A 13,590-nucleotide genomic window follows, 5' to 3' on the forward strand; every position below is an offset into this window, starting at 1 on the left:
GTGTCGCCGTACGCCGGGTCGAGTCCCCCTCCCTGGGGGACGTCGGAGACTTCGAGGGCGAGTCGCTCCTTCCGTCCCCGGGGGGCGTGCCCGGACACTCGTGACCGGCGCCCGGACAGCCCCGAACCGAGACGGGACACCACCTATGAAGGCGTCGGAACCGCGCCCCGCGGGGCCTGCCACAGGGACACAGCCCGAAGAGGCCGACCGGCTTCGTGAACTGTTGCGCAGTCCCGGTTACCTGAAGGCGCTCGTGTTCTGCGCCCTCATGGGTGTTCCCATTTCGCTGATCGCGTTCTGGTTCCTCGTCGCACTCCACGAGCTGGAACACCTGGTGTGGGGCGCTCTGCCGCAGGCCCTGGGATGGGACGTCCCGCCGTGGTGGTGGCCGTTGCCGTTGCTGCTCGTGGCCGGCCCGGCCGTCGCCTTCGTCGTCACCCGCCTGCCCGGGGGCGGCGGCCACGTTCCCGCATCGGGCCTCCACACGGGCGGCGTCACCCCGGTGACCCTGCCCGGCGTGATCCTCGCCGCCATGCTCAGCCTCCCGCTGGGCGCCACGCTCGGGCCGGAGGCTCCGCTGATCGCCCTCGGCGGCGGTCTGGCCCTGCTGTTCAGGGATCTGGCCCGGGTGCCGGTGACGGCCCCGGGCACAGCGCTCCTCGGCGCGGCGGGAGCAGCCGCCGCGGTCGCGGTGATCTTCGGAAATCCGCTGATCGCGGCGGTGATGCTGATCGAGGTGGCGGGCGTGGGCGGACCGCAGCTGTTCGCGGTCATGCTGCCCGCGCTGTTGTCGACGGGGGTGGGCTCGCTCGTGTTCACCGGTTTCGGCCGCTGGACCGGTTTCACTGCGACCAGCCTCTCCGTGCACGTGGGCGTGGCGGCTCCGCGGCTCGATACCGGGGACGTCGTCTGGTCGGTCCTGATCGCGGTGGTCATCGGTTTCGCCATACATGCGATCCTGCGCGGCGGACGGCTGACCGCGCGGTTCGTCGCGAAGCGTCCCGTCGTCCATACCTCCGTGTGCGCGCTGGCGGCCGGAGTCTGCGCCGCCGTGTACGCGCTGACCACCGGCCGCTCCCCCGCGGACGTGGCGTCCTCCGGGCAGGCGACGCTGAGCCGGCTGGCCGCCGATCCCCATGCCTGGGGCGTCGGGGCCCTGATCGCCGTGCTGCTCTGCACGAGCGTCGCGTACGCCCTGTGCCTGGGCTCCCTGCGAGGCGGTCCGGTGTTCCCCTCGCTGTTCCTGGGCGGTGTGGTGGGGGTGCTGCTGGCGCCCCTGCCGGGCCTGGGCGTCGTCCCGGGGCTGGCCGCGGGCATGGCGGCCGCGACGACCAGTGCCTTGCGGCTGCCCGTCAGCAGCATCGTGCTGGTCGTCCTGGTGCTCGGCAGCGTGTCCATGGTCCCCGTGGTGATCCTGGCGGCCGTCGTGGCCTTCGTGACCACGCAGTTGCTGCCGTCCGGGCCCGCCGTCCCACCCGTGGGCAAACCGGCGCAGCCGCCCGCCGCACATCCCCCCGCCCCCGACGCGACCGGGTCCGTCTGACCTGGTGCTGTGACCGGGAGGCCCGGGGAGCCCCTCCTCCCTCGGCCGTCGAGGTGCGCCGCGGGGGGCGCCCGCCGACAGTGGAAGTACCTGCTCGCGGAGCTGCGGTGCCTGCCGGTCGGCAGTGCCCGGGGGCCGCCGCCGCAGGGCGGTCGGGCACCGGGCACCGGACACACGCCGGGGGTGCTGCACGAAGGAGGCCGTATGGCGCGTCATCTGGCCGGGGATGTCCTGCGGGACCGCCCGGCGGAGAGCGGCACGCCGGGGCGCGCCGGGTCCCGTCGTCCGCGGGGCAACCGGGGACTGCGGGCGTGAGCGCGCCCCCGGCGGTGGTGCTCGTGACGGGCGTGGCGGGGTCGGGGAAATCCACCGTGGCGCTGCTCCTGGCCGACCGGCTGGGCTGGGCGTACCAGGACGCGGACGTCTTCCACACCCCGGCCGCCCGGGCCCGGATGGCGGCCGGCGAGGCCCTGTCCGACGAGGACAGAGGCCCGTGGCTGGCTGCCGTCGCGGCGTGGATCGACCGGCGGATCGCCGCGCGGGAACCGTCCGTCGTCGCCTGCTCCGCACTCAAGCGCGCCTACCGGGACGAACTGGCAGGAGGGCGGCCCGGGGTGCGTCTGGTGTACCTGCACGGGTCACGGCGACTCATCCACTCCCGGCTGGCGGCCAGGCACGGCCACTTCTTCCCCGCACGGTTGCTGGACAGTCAGTTCGCCGATCTGCAGGAGCCGGAGCCCGACGAGCACGCGTGGGTGGTCGAGGTCGACCAGCCGCCCGAGGCCGTGGTCGCGGCCGTCCTCGCGCTGCTCGGCGCGGACACCCCACCGAACCCTTCACCCACCGGCGCGGCGGCTTCCCCCTCCGTACCGGCCGAGGAGCCACACATGTCCCCCACGGCGTCCGGAGAACAATGGCGGCTGCGCCACGGCGCGCAGACGGCGGTGGTCGTGGAGCTCGGCGCCGCCCTGTGCCGGTACGAGGTGAACGGACGCCCGCTGCTCGACGGATTCACCGCCGATGAGCCCGTCACCGGGGGACGGGGGCAGCTCCTCGTGCCCTGGCCGAACCGGGTGGGCGGCGGGCGCTACCACTTCGGCGGGGAGGATCTGCAACTGCCGCTGACCGAGCCGGAGAAGCACAATGCGATCCACGGGCTCCTGCGGTGGGTGCCCTGGCGCCTCCTCGCCCGCGGCGAGGACGCGGTCACCCTGGGCACCACCCTCTTCCCGCAGCCGGGGTACCCGTACCTGCTGGAGGTCACCGCCGAGTACCGGCTCGGCCGCGGGGGGCTCGAAACCACCGTGACCACCACCAACGCGGGGGGCACCGCCGCGCCCTACGGTGTGGGCCAGCACCCCTATCTGACCGTGGGCACGGATCTGGTGGACACCGCACTGCTGACCGTTCCGGCCCGCTGCCGGCTCCGTACCGACGCACACGGCCTGCCGACCGGCGAGGAACCGGTCGAGGGCACGGCCTACGACTTCCGCACCGAGCGTCCCATCGGCGAGGAACGGCTGGACACCGCGTACACGGGGCTGGACCGCGGCGCCGACGGCCACTGCGCGGTGCGGCTGGCGCACCCTTCGAGGCGCCACGGCATCGACATACGGCTCATCGAGGGCGTCCGGTACGTGCAGGTCTACACCGGGGACACGCTGGCGGAGCCCGGGCGGCGCCGGCGCGGGGTCGCCATCGAGCCGATGTCCTGCCCGGCCGACGCCTTCCGCACCGGCACGGCCCTCGCCGTCCTGGAACCGGGTGGCCGCCATGTCCTGCGGTGGGCTCTGTCGCCGTGGGGATCCTGGTGACCGCGGGCACCGGGGCGACGCCGGGGCCGCCCATGACCGGTGACGCCTTTCGCGCGCTGTACGAGGAGCTGCGGGACCTGAGCCCGCGCGAGCACGGCGACCGGCGCGGCGCGCTCGGCCATCTGACGCCCGCACGCGTGGTCGCCGCCGCCGCCGAGGTCCGCTCCGGACACACCGTGTCCCTTGCCGCGCCCATCGAGACCGTGGCCGGTGCGGACGACCCCGACCCGGCACGGCATCGTATGATCGCGCCCGCTGCCGGTGAGAGCGACGACGAGGGGCTGCACTTCGCCCGCGACCGCTTCGCGATGAACGTGCACGGGGACGCGGACAGTCACCTCGACGCGCTGTGCCACGTGCTGTTCGACGGACGGCTCTACAACGGGGTGCCGGCGAGCACGGTGACGCCCCAGGGCGCCCGCGCGCTTTCGGTCGAGACCGTCCGGGACGGCATCGTCGGCCGCGGCGTGCTCCTGGATGTTCCGCGCCTGCGGGGCGTGCCCTGGCTGGAGCCCGGGGACCACGTGAGCGCCGGTGACCTGGCCGCGGCGGAAGCGGCCCAAGGGGTCCGGGTCCGGCCGGGGGACCTGCTGTTCGTACGGGTGGGGCACCGCAGGCGACGGCAGGAGCGCGGGGCGTGGGACGCGGGGCGGGCCCGGGCCGGCCTCCATCCCACGGCGGTGCGGTTCCTGGCCGAGCGTCGGGTCTGCGTGCTGGGGTCGGACGGCAACAACGACACCGCCCCGAGCGCCGTGGCCGGGATCGGCTTTCCCGTGCACGTGCTGGCCATCCACGCCATGGGCATCCATCTGATGGACTACCTGCAGTTCGAGGACCTGACCCGGGCGTGCAGCCGCGCGGGCCGCTGGTCCTTCCTGTGCGTGGTCGCACCGTTGCGGCTCACGTCGGCGACCGGCTCGCCCGTGAACCCGATCGCCGTTCTGTGACTCCGCGGGCGGCTCCCGCGTCCGGTCGCCGCCCGCGGACGGCGGGGATACGTTCGAAGAGGTGGGGGTGGCTGCCGCATCCCGGCAGCGCGCACAGCCGGGCCCGGCTCCAGGTCACGGCCCCCGAGCGCAAGGACGGTGGTCGCCGTGGGCGACTCCCCGCACTACGACGTCGTCATCATCGGCAGCGGCGCCGGCGGCGGCACGCTCGCCCACCGGCTCGCGCCGTCCGGGAAACGGGTGCTCGTCCTCGAACGCGGTGACTACCTCCCGCGCGAGCGGGACAACTGGGATTCCACCGCCGTGTTCGTGAAGGGCAAGTACCGCGCCCCCGAGTTCTGGCTGGACAAGCACGGCAACGCGTTCCCGCCCGAAGTCAACTACTACGTCGGGGGGAACACCAAGTTCTACGGGGCGGCCCTCTTCCGGCTGCGTCCCGAGGACTTCGGGGAACTGCGCCACCACGACGGGCTGTCGCCCGCCTGGCCGATCCGGTACGAGGACCTGGAGCCCTACTACACCCAGGCCGAGCACCTGTACCTGGTCCACGGCCGCCACGGGGAGGACCCGTGGGAGGGGGCGTACAGCGCCCAGTACGCGTATCCGCCCGTCGAACACGAGCCGCGCATCCAGCAGCTGAGCGACGACCTGGAGAAGAGGGGCCTGCACCCCTTCCACCTGCCCATCGGCGTCGATCTGGTCCAGGACGAGAACGGTCGGGCGACCCATTCCAGCGTCTGCATCCGCTGCGACCGCGTGGACGGCTTCCCGTGCCTGGTGCGGGCCAAGTCGGATGCCCAGGTGATCTGCGTGGAGCCGGCGCTGCGGCACCCGAACGTCGAGATGATCACCAACGCCCGGGTGGTCCGGCTGGAAACCGACCCGACGGGGCGCAGTGTCAGCGGGGTCCTGACGCGGAGCGAGGACGGAGAGGAGACCTCCTACTCGGCGGACATCGTGGTCGTCGCCTGCGGGGCGGTCAACTCGGCGGCGCTGCTGCTGGCCTCGGCGAACGACCGTCACCCCCGCGGGCTGGCCAACAGTTCCGATGTGGTGGGCCGGCACTACATGCGCCACAACAACGTCGCCCTGATGGCCATTTCGAAGGAACCCAACACCACCCGGTTCCAGAAGACGCTGGCCCTGCACGACTGGTACCTCGGTGCCGACGACTGGGACTACCCACTGGGCGGCATCCAGATGCTCGGCAAGTCGGACGCCGACCAGATCCACGGTGAGGCTCCCCGCTGGGCGGGCGCCGTGGCCCCCGACATGCCCTTCGAGGTCCTGGCCCACCACGCGGTCGACTTCTGGCTGTGCGGCGAGGACCTTCCGCTCCCCGACAGCCGGGTCACCGTCGACGGCGACGGCACCATCCGTCTCGCCCTCGACGAGCAGAACAACGTCGCGGGTCTCAAACGTCTGCGGCACAAGCTCCAGGGCATGCTCGGCCATCTGGGGATGCAGGAGCACAAGCTGCTGTCCCACAGCATCTACCTGCACAAGGGGATGCCGATCGGCGCCACGGCCCACCAGGCCGGCACCGTGCGGTTCGGCGACGACCCCGCCACTTCCGCTCTGGACGTGAACTGCAAGGCGCACGACCTCGACAACCTGTACGTGGTCGACACCAGTTTCTTCCCGAGCATCGGCGCGGTCAATCCGTCCCTCACGGCGATCGCGAACGCCCTGCGGGTCGGGGACCACCTGGTGGAGCGGCTGGGCTGACCCCCGCGGCGTGCTCCGGAAGGGCGGTGCTGCTGCGCCAGGTGGCGCAAGGGGACCTCGTCCGGGCCGCCGATCCGCGGGAAGGGTGGTTCCGTGGCGGGCGGACCCTGTCGGGCCACGGTCCGCCGGACCGCAGCGGGCAGTCGAGGAGGCAGTCGATCGTGAGCTCCACCGAGGGCGTACCACGGGGAGTGATCCCCGCCCACCTGCTCAAGGGCCAGAAAGCACTGGTCACCGGTGCCAACAGTGGAATCGGCAAGGCCACGGCCATCGGCCTGGGCCGGGCCGGCGCGGACGTGGTCGTGAACTACGTGGCCGGCGCGGACGAGGCACAGAAGGTGGTCGAGGAGATCACTTCGTTCGGCGTACGGGCGGCCGCGTACGAGGCGGACGTGTCCCGGGAGGACCAGGTCGTGGCCATGATGGACCGGATGGTCCAGGAGTTCGGCACGATCGACATCCTGGTCGCCAATGCCGGACTGCAGCGCGACGCTGCGTTCGAGGAGATGACGCTCGCCCAGTGGCAGAAGGTGCTGGATGTCAATCTCACGGGCCAGTTCCTCTGCGCGCGGGAAGCGACGAAGGAGTTCCTGCGGCGCGGTGTCGTCCCGGAGGTGTCCCGTGCGGCGGGGAAGATCATCTGCATGAGCTCCGTCCACCAGCTCATTCCCTGGGCGGGCCACGCGAACTACGCCTCCTCCAAGGGGGGCGTGCAGATGCTGATGGCGACGCTGGCGCAGGAACTCGCGCCCAAGAAGATCCGGGTGAACGCGATCGCTCCCGGAGCCGTCAAGACGCCGATCAACCGGAGTGCGTGGGAGACGCCCGAGGCACGGGAGGACCTGCTGCGGCTGATCCCGTACAAGCGGATCGGCGACCCCGATGACATCGCCCACGCGGCCGTGGCCCTCGCCTCCGACCTCATGGACTACATGGTGGGCACCACGCTGTACGTGGACGGCGGGATGACGCTCTTCCCCGGCTTTGCCACAGGCGGCTGACCCCCGCCCGACCTGTCATCCCGAGCGGCGAAGGAACGTATGCACACCACGGTCCACCTGCTGGCGGCGGAGGCGCCGCAACTGCTCCCGGCCAGGGAGCTCATGGCGTTCACCCTCGCCTCCCACATCCTCCTGGTGCCGATGGGAGTGGCACTGCCGCTCATCACCCTCGTCATGCACTACCGCGGCCTGCGCCACGACGACGCCACGGCGTTGCTGCTGGCGCGGCGCTGGTCGGCCGTGATGGCCGTGCAGTTCGCGATCGGCGTCGTCACCGGCACCGTGCTGTCGTTCGAGTTCGGCCTGCTGTGGCCGGGGCTGATGGGCAGGTGGGGTGATGTCTTCGGCATCGGCTTCGGCATCGAGGCCTGGGCGTTCTTCCTCGAAGCGGTGCTCATCGCCATCTACCTGTACGGGTGGCGCAGGCTGAAGCCGCGCACCCACTTCCTGCTCGGCCTGCCGCTGCCGTTCACCGCGCTGCTGGGCGCCTTCGGCATCCTGGCCGCCAACTCGTGGATGAACACCCCCCAGGGGTTCACCCTCGACTCCGGGGGCAACCCGGTCGACGTGAACGTCTGGAAGGCCATCTTCACCCCGATGTTCGGGCCCCAGTACTGGCACTTCGTGGTGGCGATGCTGATGACGGCGGGCTACGTCGTGGCGGGCGTCTACGCGGTCGGGTGGCTGCGGGGCCGCCGGGACCGCTACCACCGGCTGGGCTTCGCGGTTCCCTTCACCATCGCCGCGGTGGCCACTCCGGTGCAGTTCGTGCTGGGTGACTCCATCGCCCGGTCGGTGTTCCACAAGCAGCCCGTGAAGTTCGCCGCGATGGAGATCGTCTGGGACACCGACAGCCACGTTCCGGAGTACCTGTTCGGCCGCCTCCACCCGGACGGATCGGTCTCGGGCGGCATCAAGGTCCCCCAGCTCGACTCCATCCTGGCCGGTTTCAGCCCGGACACGGTGGTGACGGGGCTGACGTCGGTACCCGCGAGCGACCGGCCGAACGCCACGCAGGCCACCATCGCGCACTGGGCCTTCGACACCATGGTCGGGATCGGGTCCGTGCTGGTGCTCCTCGCCCTCTGGTACGGGCTGATCTGGGTGCGCCACCGGCGCCTCCCCCGCTCCAAGTGGTTCTACCGCAGCGCAGCCTTCGCCGGCGTGGGCTGCCTCCTCGCGGTCGAAAGCGGCTGGATCACCACCGAGGTGGGCCGCCAGCCGTGGATCGTGTACCAGAACATGCGCGTCGCGGAAGCGGTGACGTCCACCCGCTCCACCACCCTCTGGATCATGTTCGGCCTGGTGATCGTGGTGTACCTGTGCATCTTCGGGGCGTTCCTCACCGTCCTGTTGAAGATGCGCGACCGCTGGCGCCTGGCCGATGCTCAGGCCGACGGGCAGGCAGGCGGGCAGGCAGACGGACTGGCCTACGGGCAGCAGGCGGAGGCGCCGGAGGCGGTCACGCCGTACGGCCCGCGCTCTCCCGTCCCGGCCGGTGACACCCGCTCCGCGCAGGACGGCGGCGCCACGCGGCCCCGGGACGGCGGGCAGTGATGGCCGGCCTCCTCGCCTTCGTGCTGCTGCTCGCCGTGACCGCCTACGCGTGCGCGGGCGGGACCGACTACGGGGCCGGCTTCTGGGATTTGACGGCCGGCGGAGCCGAGCGCGGCAAACGCCCCAGATGGCTGATCGATCACGCCATGGCTCCCGTGTGGGAGGTCAACAACGTCTGGCTGGTGTTCGTCCTCATCATCATGTGGACGGGCTTTCCCGTGCTGTTCCAGACCGTGTTCACCGCGATGTGGCTCCCCCTGGCGCTGGCCGCCCTCGGCATGGTCCTGCGCGGCGCCGGTTTCGCCCTGCGCAAACCCAGCCGCCGACTGGCCAGGCGGCGCCTGTACGGCGCCGTGTTCGCCGTCGCCTCCCTGCTCACCCCCTTCTTCCTCGGAGCGGCGGTGGGAGCGATCGCCTCCGGCCGGATCGCACCGGGTACCGAGGCGTCGGCGGACGCGTGGGCCAATCCCGCGTCCCTCCTGTTCGGTCTGCTGACCGTCGCCGCGACCGCCTTCCTCGGAGCGGTGTTCCTGACGGCCGACGCCACGCGCTTCGAGGCGCCCGACCTCGTCGGCTACTTCCGGCTCCGGGCCCTCCTCGGCCTCGTCGCGGTCGCCGTGACGGCCGCCGGCGTGCTCCTCGTAACGCGTAGCGACGCCCCCCACGTCTGGCACGGGCTGACCCACGGGGCGGGGCTCGCCCTCGCGATCGTGTCCGCGGTGCTGTTCGCCGTCACGGCGCTGCTCGTGTACCGGGGCCGGGCCCGTTGGGCCCGCTTCGGCGCCGTCGGCGTCGTAGGCACGGCCGTCTTCGCCTGGGGCCTCGCCCAGCGCCCCTACCTCATCCCCACGTCGCTGTCCGTGGCGGACGCCGCCGGTGACCCCCAGACACTGGCCTGGCTGGCCGTGGTCAGCCTCGTCGCCCTGGTGCTCATCTGCCCCGCCGTCTTCTTCCTCTACTGGCTGGACACCCACGGCGAGCTGGAACCCCTCACGGAGTCCGACCTGCGGATCCGCCCGGCGCGGGGTGAGGCGGCCGGCGGGGACTGACCTCGGCGCGCCGGCCCGTCGGCCGGGGCCCCTCCGCCGACCCGGACCCGGCCCCGGCCCCGGCCACCGGCACCTCGTCGAGTCAGCCGTCGTGCCCGTGCGGCAAGGAAGGAACCGCTGTGAGCGAGGACGACATCCTCCTCGGCATCGCTCTCGTCGTGGCCCTGGCCACCGCGTGCCAGATCCTCGCCGGCAAACTGCGCGTCCCCGCGCTGATCCTGCTGCTGCCGGCCGGCTTCACCGCCGGCGCCCTGACCGACGTGATCCATCCGGACAAGCTCGTCGGGGACGACTTCTCCTCCCTGGTGTCGCTGTCCGTGGCGGTGATCCTCTACGACGCCGGTCTCGGCCTCGACCTGCGCAACCTTTCGGGCCACACCCGCGCGATCGTGGGCAGGCTGCTGCTGTTCGGAGTGGCCTTCACCTTCTTCGCCGTCTGCGCCGTCGGCCCGGCCCTGTTCAGCATGTCGCTCAGGGTGGCCGCGATGGTGGGCATGATCCTCGTCGTGTCGGGGCCCACGGTCGTGGGGCCCCTGCTCCAGTACGTGCGTCCCACGGACAAGGTCCGGCGCCTGCTGATCTGGGAAGGGACGCTGACCGACCCGATCGGAGCGATCCTCGGAGCGATCGTCTTCCATGCCATCTCAACGACGCGCCAGATCGACATCGGCCGTGGTTACCAGCTGGGCCAGTTCCTCCTCAGCATGGCAGTCGGCCTCGCCGGCGGATGCGTGGGGATCGCCCTGCTGTGGCTGACCCTGCGCGTGCTCCGGCTCGGGGAGGCGCTCGGGACGCTGGCGCAACTGGCCACGGTGGTGACCGTGTCGGCGGGGTGCGACATCGTACGCGACGACACCGGGCTCATCGCCGCGATCGTCACCGGTATGGCCGCGGCCAACATCCGGGGCTTCGACATGCCCGCTCGCCGGCCCTTCTTCGAGACACTGGTCCAGCTCATCATCGGGCTGTTGTTCATCTCCATCTCGGCCGGCGTCACTCCTGCCTCCCTCACGCCCGTGCTCCTGCCCACCCTCGTCCTCGTCGTGTTCCTCGTCCTCGTGGTGCGGCCGCTGGTGGCCTTCGTCGCCACCATGGGCAAGGGCATGACCACAGGGGAGCGCGCGTTCGCGGGATGGATGGCTCCGCGCGGCATCGTCGCGGCCTCCACCGCGGCGGCCTTCGCCCAGACCCTCGTCGAAGTGGGGCTGCGCGGCGCGTCCAAGATCCTCCCCATCACCTTCCTGGTGATCGTATCGACGGTCGTGCTGTACGCGCTGACCGCCGGCCGCGTGGCCCGGCGGCTCGGCGTCACCGTGCCGAACCGCACGAGGCCCCTGCTGGTGGGCGGGGCCCCGTGGGCGGTGGCACTGGGAAGCGCGCTGCGGTCGACCGGGCTGGACGTGCAGATGTGGGCGGGCCTGGAGGAGGAACGAGAGCGGATCAAGGAGGCCGGGATCCCCCTGGCGAGAGGGGACCTGCTGGCGACGGCCACCAACCCCCGGGCGCGGCTGGAGGGAGTCAACGCGGTCTTCCTGCTCACGGATGACGACGACTTCAACGCGCTCGCCTCGGTGCTGGTCGAGGACAACGTCGAGGGCCCCGTGTACCGGGTGGGACCTCCCCACGACCGTCATGGTGTCGTCGCGCCCTACACGGGTGGCGCCGTCCTGTTCGGCAGTCCCCTGCTCAGGCACGTCCTGGCGGCACGGTACGAGGCGGGCGCGCGGTTCCTGGTGCGGCCCGCGTCCGATCCGCTCCCGCCGGGTCACGAGACGCTGTTCGTGGTCCGCGGCGACGGCCGGCTGGAGCCGGTGGACGAGACGTCCTCCGGCACCCCGCAGGAGGGCGACACCGTCGTGCTGCTCGGCCCCCCGCCGGCGGCGGACCCCTCCCAGCACCCTCCCTCCCCCACCGCCGGCTGAGCGCGGCGCGGGCACACCGGCCGCGGCACGGGCGCCGGCGCGGCCGTCGGTGGCGGGCAATTCGGCCTACCCGCCGCCTGCCTGGGCACGGTTCAAGGTCGCGTCCAGGGTGACGGCCGCGTCGATGAGCGCCAAGTGGGTGAACGCCTGCGGGAAGTTCCCGAGCTGCCGGCCCGTCAGGGCGATCTCCTCGGAGTACAGGCCGAGGTGATTGGCGTACGTCATCATCTTCTCCAGCACGAGCCTGGCCTGATCGGTCCGCCCGGCCCGCGCCAGGGCGTCGACGTACATGAACGTGCAGAGGGAGAACGTGCCTTCGGAGCCGCGCAACCCGTCGGGCGATGCCTCCGGGTTGTAGCGGTAGACCAGGCTGTCGGTGACCAGCTCCCGGTCCATCGCGTCCAGAGTGGACGTCCACATCGGGTCGTCGGGGGTGATGAAGCCGACCGTCGGCATCCGCAGCAGCGACGAGTCGAGCACATCGCTGCCGAAGTGCTGGACGAACGCCCCGCGGTCCGGGTCCCAGCCCTTCGCCAGGACCTGCTCGTAGATGTTGTCGCGCTCGGCGGCCCACCGGCCGCTGTCCGCCGGGCGCCCGTGTTCCACCGCCAGCCGAAGCGCGCGGTCGAACGCCACCCAGGACATCACCCGCCCGTAGGTGAAGTGCCGGCGCCCGCCGCGGGTCTCCCACAGTCCCTCACCGGCCTGGTCCCAGTGGTCGACGAGCCAGTCGAGCAGGGTGCGCAGCGACGCCCAGCCGCGGATGTCCAGGTGGATGCCGTGCTGGTGGGCGAAGGAGATGCTGTCCAGCGCCTCGCCGTAGATGTCGAGCTGCAGCTGGGCGGCCGCGCCGTTGCCGATGCGCACCGGAGCGGATCCCTGGTAGCCCTCCCAGTGGTCCAGGGTCTCTTCGCGGAGACCGGAGGAACCGTCCACCCGGTACATGATGTTCAGGGGCCCCGTCTCGGTGTCGCGGCCGGCCTTCTCCTTCACGCGGTCGCTCAGCCAGCCGATGAACGCCTTGGCTTCCTGCGTGAACCCCAGCCCCAGCAGGGCGTACACGGAGAAGGAGGCGTCACGGATCCAGGTGAACCGGTAGTCCCAGTTGCGCTCCCCGCCCAGTTGCTCCGGCAGGCCGGCCGTGGGGGCCGCCACCAGGGCGCCGCTGGGCGCGTACGTCATGAGCTTCAGCGTCACGGCGGAGCGCTCGACCATCTCGCGCCACCGTCCCGAGTAGCGGGACTGGTGGAGCCACGACCGCCAGTACTGCCTGGTGTCCTGGAAGAGCTCCTGGAACTCGGCCCCGTTGATCTCGCGCGGCGGGCCGTGCGCGGCGGATTCCATGACCAGGCCCCGCTGCTGTCCGGCCTCCAGCGCGACGCAGACGCGCAGGTCGTGACCGCCGGTGACGTGGTGCACCACCCGTTCGTCGTCCGGCTCCCGCACCACGCTGAGGGTGAGTTCCAGGTCGTCGGAGGCGAACACCGCCCCGTTCGCGGTGATGTGCAGGGTGTGGGGCTTGCGGCCGTAGTCGAACCGGGGCGCGATGTCGACCTGGAAGGTCATGCTGCCGCGCACGCACCGCAGCATGCGGACCAGGCGGTGCCGGTCGGTGGCGCTCGCTCCGGTCACCGGCATGAAGTCGACGACCTCGCCGGCGCCGGCCTCGGTCATGAACCTGGTCACGAGGATCGCGGTGTCCGGCAGGTACAGCTGTTTCGTCGTGTAGGTCGCGTCCGCCGGTGTGACCGTGAAGTGCCCGCCCTTCTCCCAGTCCAGAAGGGCCCCGAACACGCTGGGCGAATCGAACCGCGGGCAGCAGAACCAGTCGATGGTTCCGTCCGTGGTCACCAACGCCGCCGTCTGCAGATCACCGATCAGGCCGTGATTTTCGATCAGGGGGTAGTCAGCCATGGGAGGACCCCTTCCGACGCCACCCGATCAGCTTAGGCAGGAAATGCCCGTCGGGCCGCCCGAGGCGGCCGAGCGGCGGCCGGCCGCCTCAGCACGCGGGCGGAAAGGCGCCTAG

9 protein-coding genes are annotated in these 13,590 nt (G+C 71.8%); 8 read left to right on the forward strand and 1 reads right to left on the reverse strand.

Features of this window, described 5'->3' with window-relative positions:
- The first annotated feature begins 145 nt into the window (after positions 1–145).
- From AMK16_RS01055 to AMK16_RS01095, 8 genes are all read left to right on the forward strand, one after another.
- A complete protein-coding gene (locus tag AMK16_RS01055; protein WP_073907265.1) occupies positions 146–1,543 on the forward strand; it encodes a chloride channel protein in 1,398 nt (465 codons plus the stop codon).
- A 311-nt stretch (positions 1,544–1,854) separates the two neighbouring features.
- Positions 1,855–3,357, forward strand: a complete 1,503-nt coding sequence (locus AMK16_RS34035) for a gluconokinase, GntK/IdnK-type (protein WP_158071194.1) — start codon at positions 1,855–1,857, stop codon at positions 3,355–3,357.
- A gap of 32 nt (positions 3,358–3,389) precedes the next feature.
- Complete coding sequence (locus tag AMK16_RS01070) at positions 3,390–4,304, forward strand: cyclase family protein (protein WP_073910144.1); 915 nt, start codon at positions 3,390–3,392, stop codon at positions 4,302–4,304.
- Between the two features lie 147 nt (positions 4,305–4,451).
- On the forward strand, positions 4,452–6,032 hold the full coding sequence (locus AMK16_RS01075; RefSeq protein WP_073907267.1) for a GMC family oxidoreductase: 1,581 nt from the start codon (positions 4,452–4,454) through the stop codon (positions 6,030–6,032).
- Positions 6,033–6,238: 206 nt separating this feature from the next.
- Positions 6,239–7,033, forward strand: a complete 795-nt coding sequence (locus AMK16_RS01080; RefSeq protein WP_073910146.1) for an SDR family oxidoreductase — start codon at positions 6,239–6,241, stop codon at positions 7,031–7,033.
- 39 nt (positions 7,034–7,072) lie between these two features.
- Entirely contained in the window at positions 7,073–8,590 is a 1,518-nt protein-coding gene (locus AMK16_RS01085; protein ID WP_073907269.1) for a cytochrome ubiquinol oxidase subunit I, read from the forward strand.
- Positions 8,590–9,639 carry a cytochrome d ubiquinol oxidase subunit II gene (locus tag AMK16_RS01090; RefSeq protein WP_073910148.1) on the forward strand — a complete coding sequence of 350 codons (1,050 nt, stop codon included), beginning with the start codon at positions 8,590–8,592 and terminating at the stop codon, positions 9,637–9,639. Before AMK16_RS01085 ends, AMK16_RS01090 begins: the two co-directional genes overlap by 1 nt.
- A 119-nt stretch (positions 9,640–9,758) precedes the next feature.
- Positions 9,759–11,561 carry a cation:proton antiporter gene (locus AMK16_RS01095; RefSeq protein WP_073907271.1) on the forward strand — a complete coding sequence of 601 codons (1,803 nt, stop codon included), beginning with the start codon at positions 9,759–9,761 and terminating at the stop codon, positions 11,559–11,561.
- 66 nt (positions 11,562–11,627) lie between these two features.
- On the opposite strand, the gene AMK16_RS01100 is transcribed toward AMK16_RS01095, so the two are convergent.
- A complete protein-coding gene (locus AMK16_RS01100; RefSeq protein WP_073907273.1) occupies positions 11,628–13,475 on the reverse strand; it encodes a glycoside hydrolase family 15 protein in 1,848 nt (615 codons plus the stop codon).
- Between the last annotated feature and the right edge of the window lie 115 nt (positions 13,476–13,590).

Origin of the sequence: Streptomyces sp. CB00455 (assembly GCF_001905445.1) — a bacterium.
Lineage (GTDB): Bacteria > Actinomycetota > Actinomycetes > Streptomycetales > Streptomycetaceae > Streptomyces.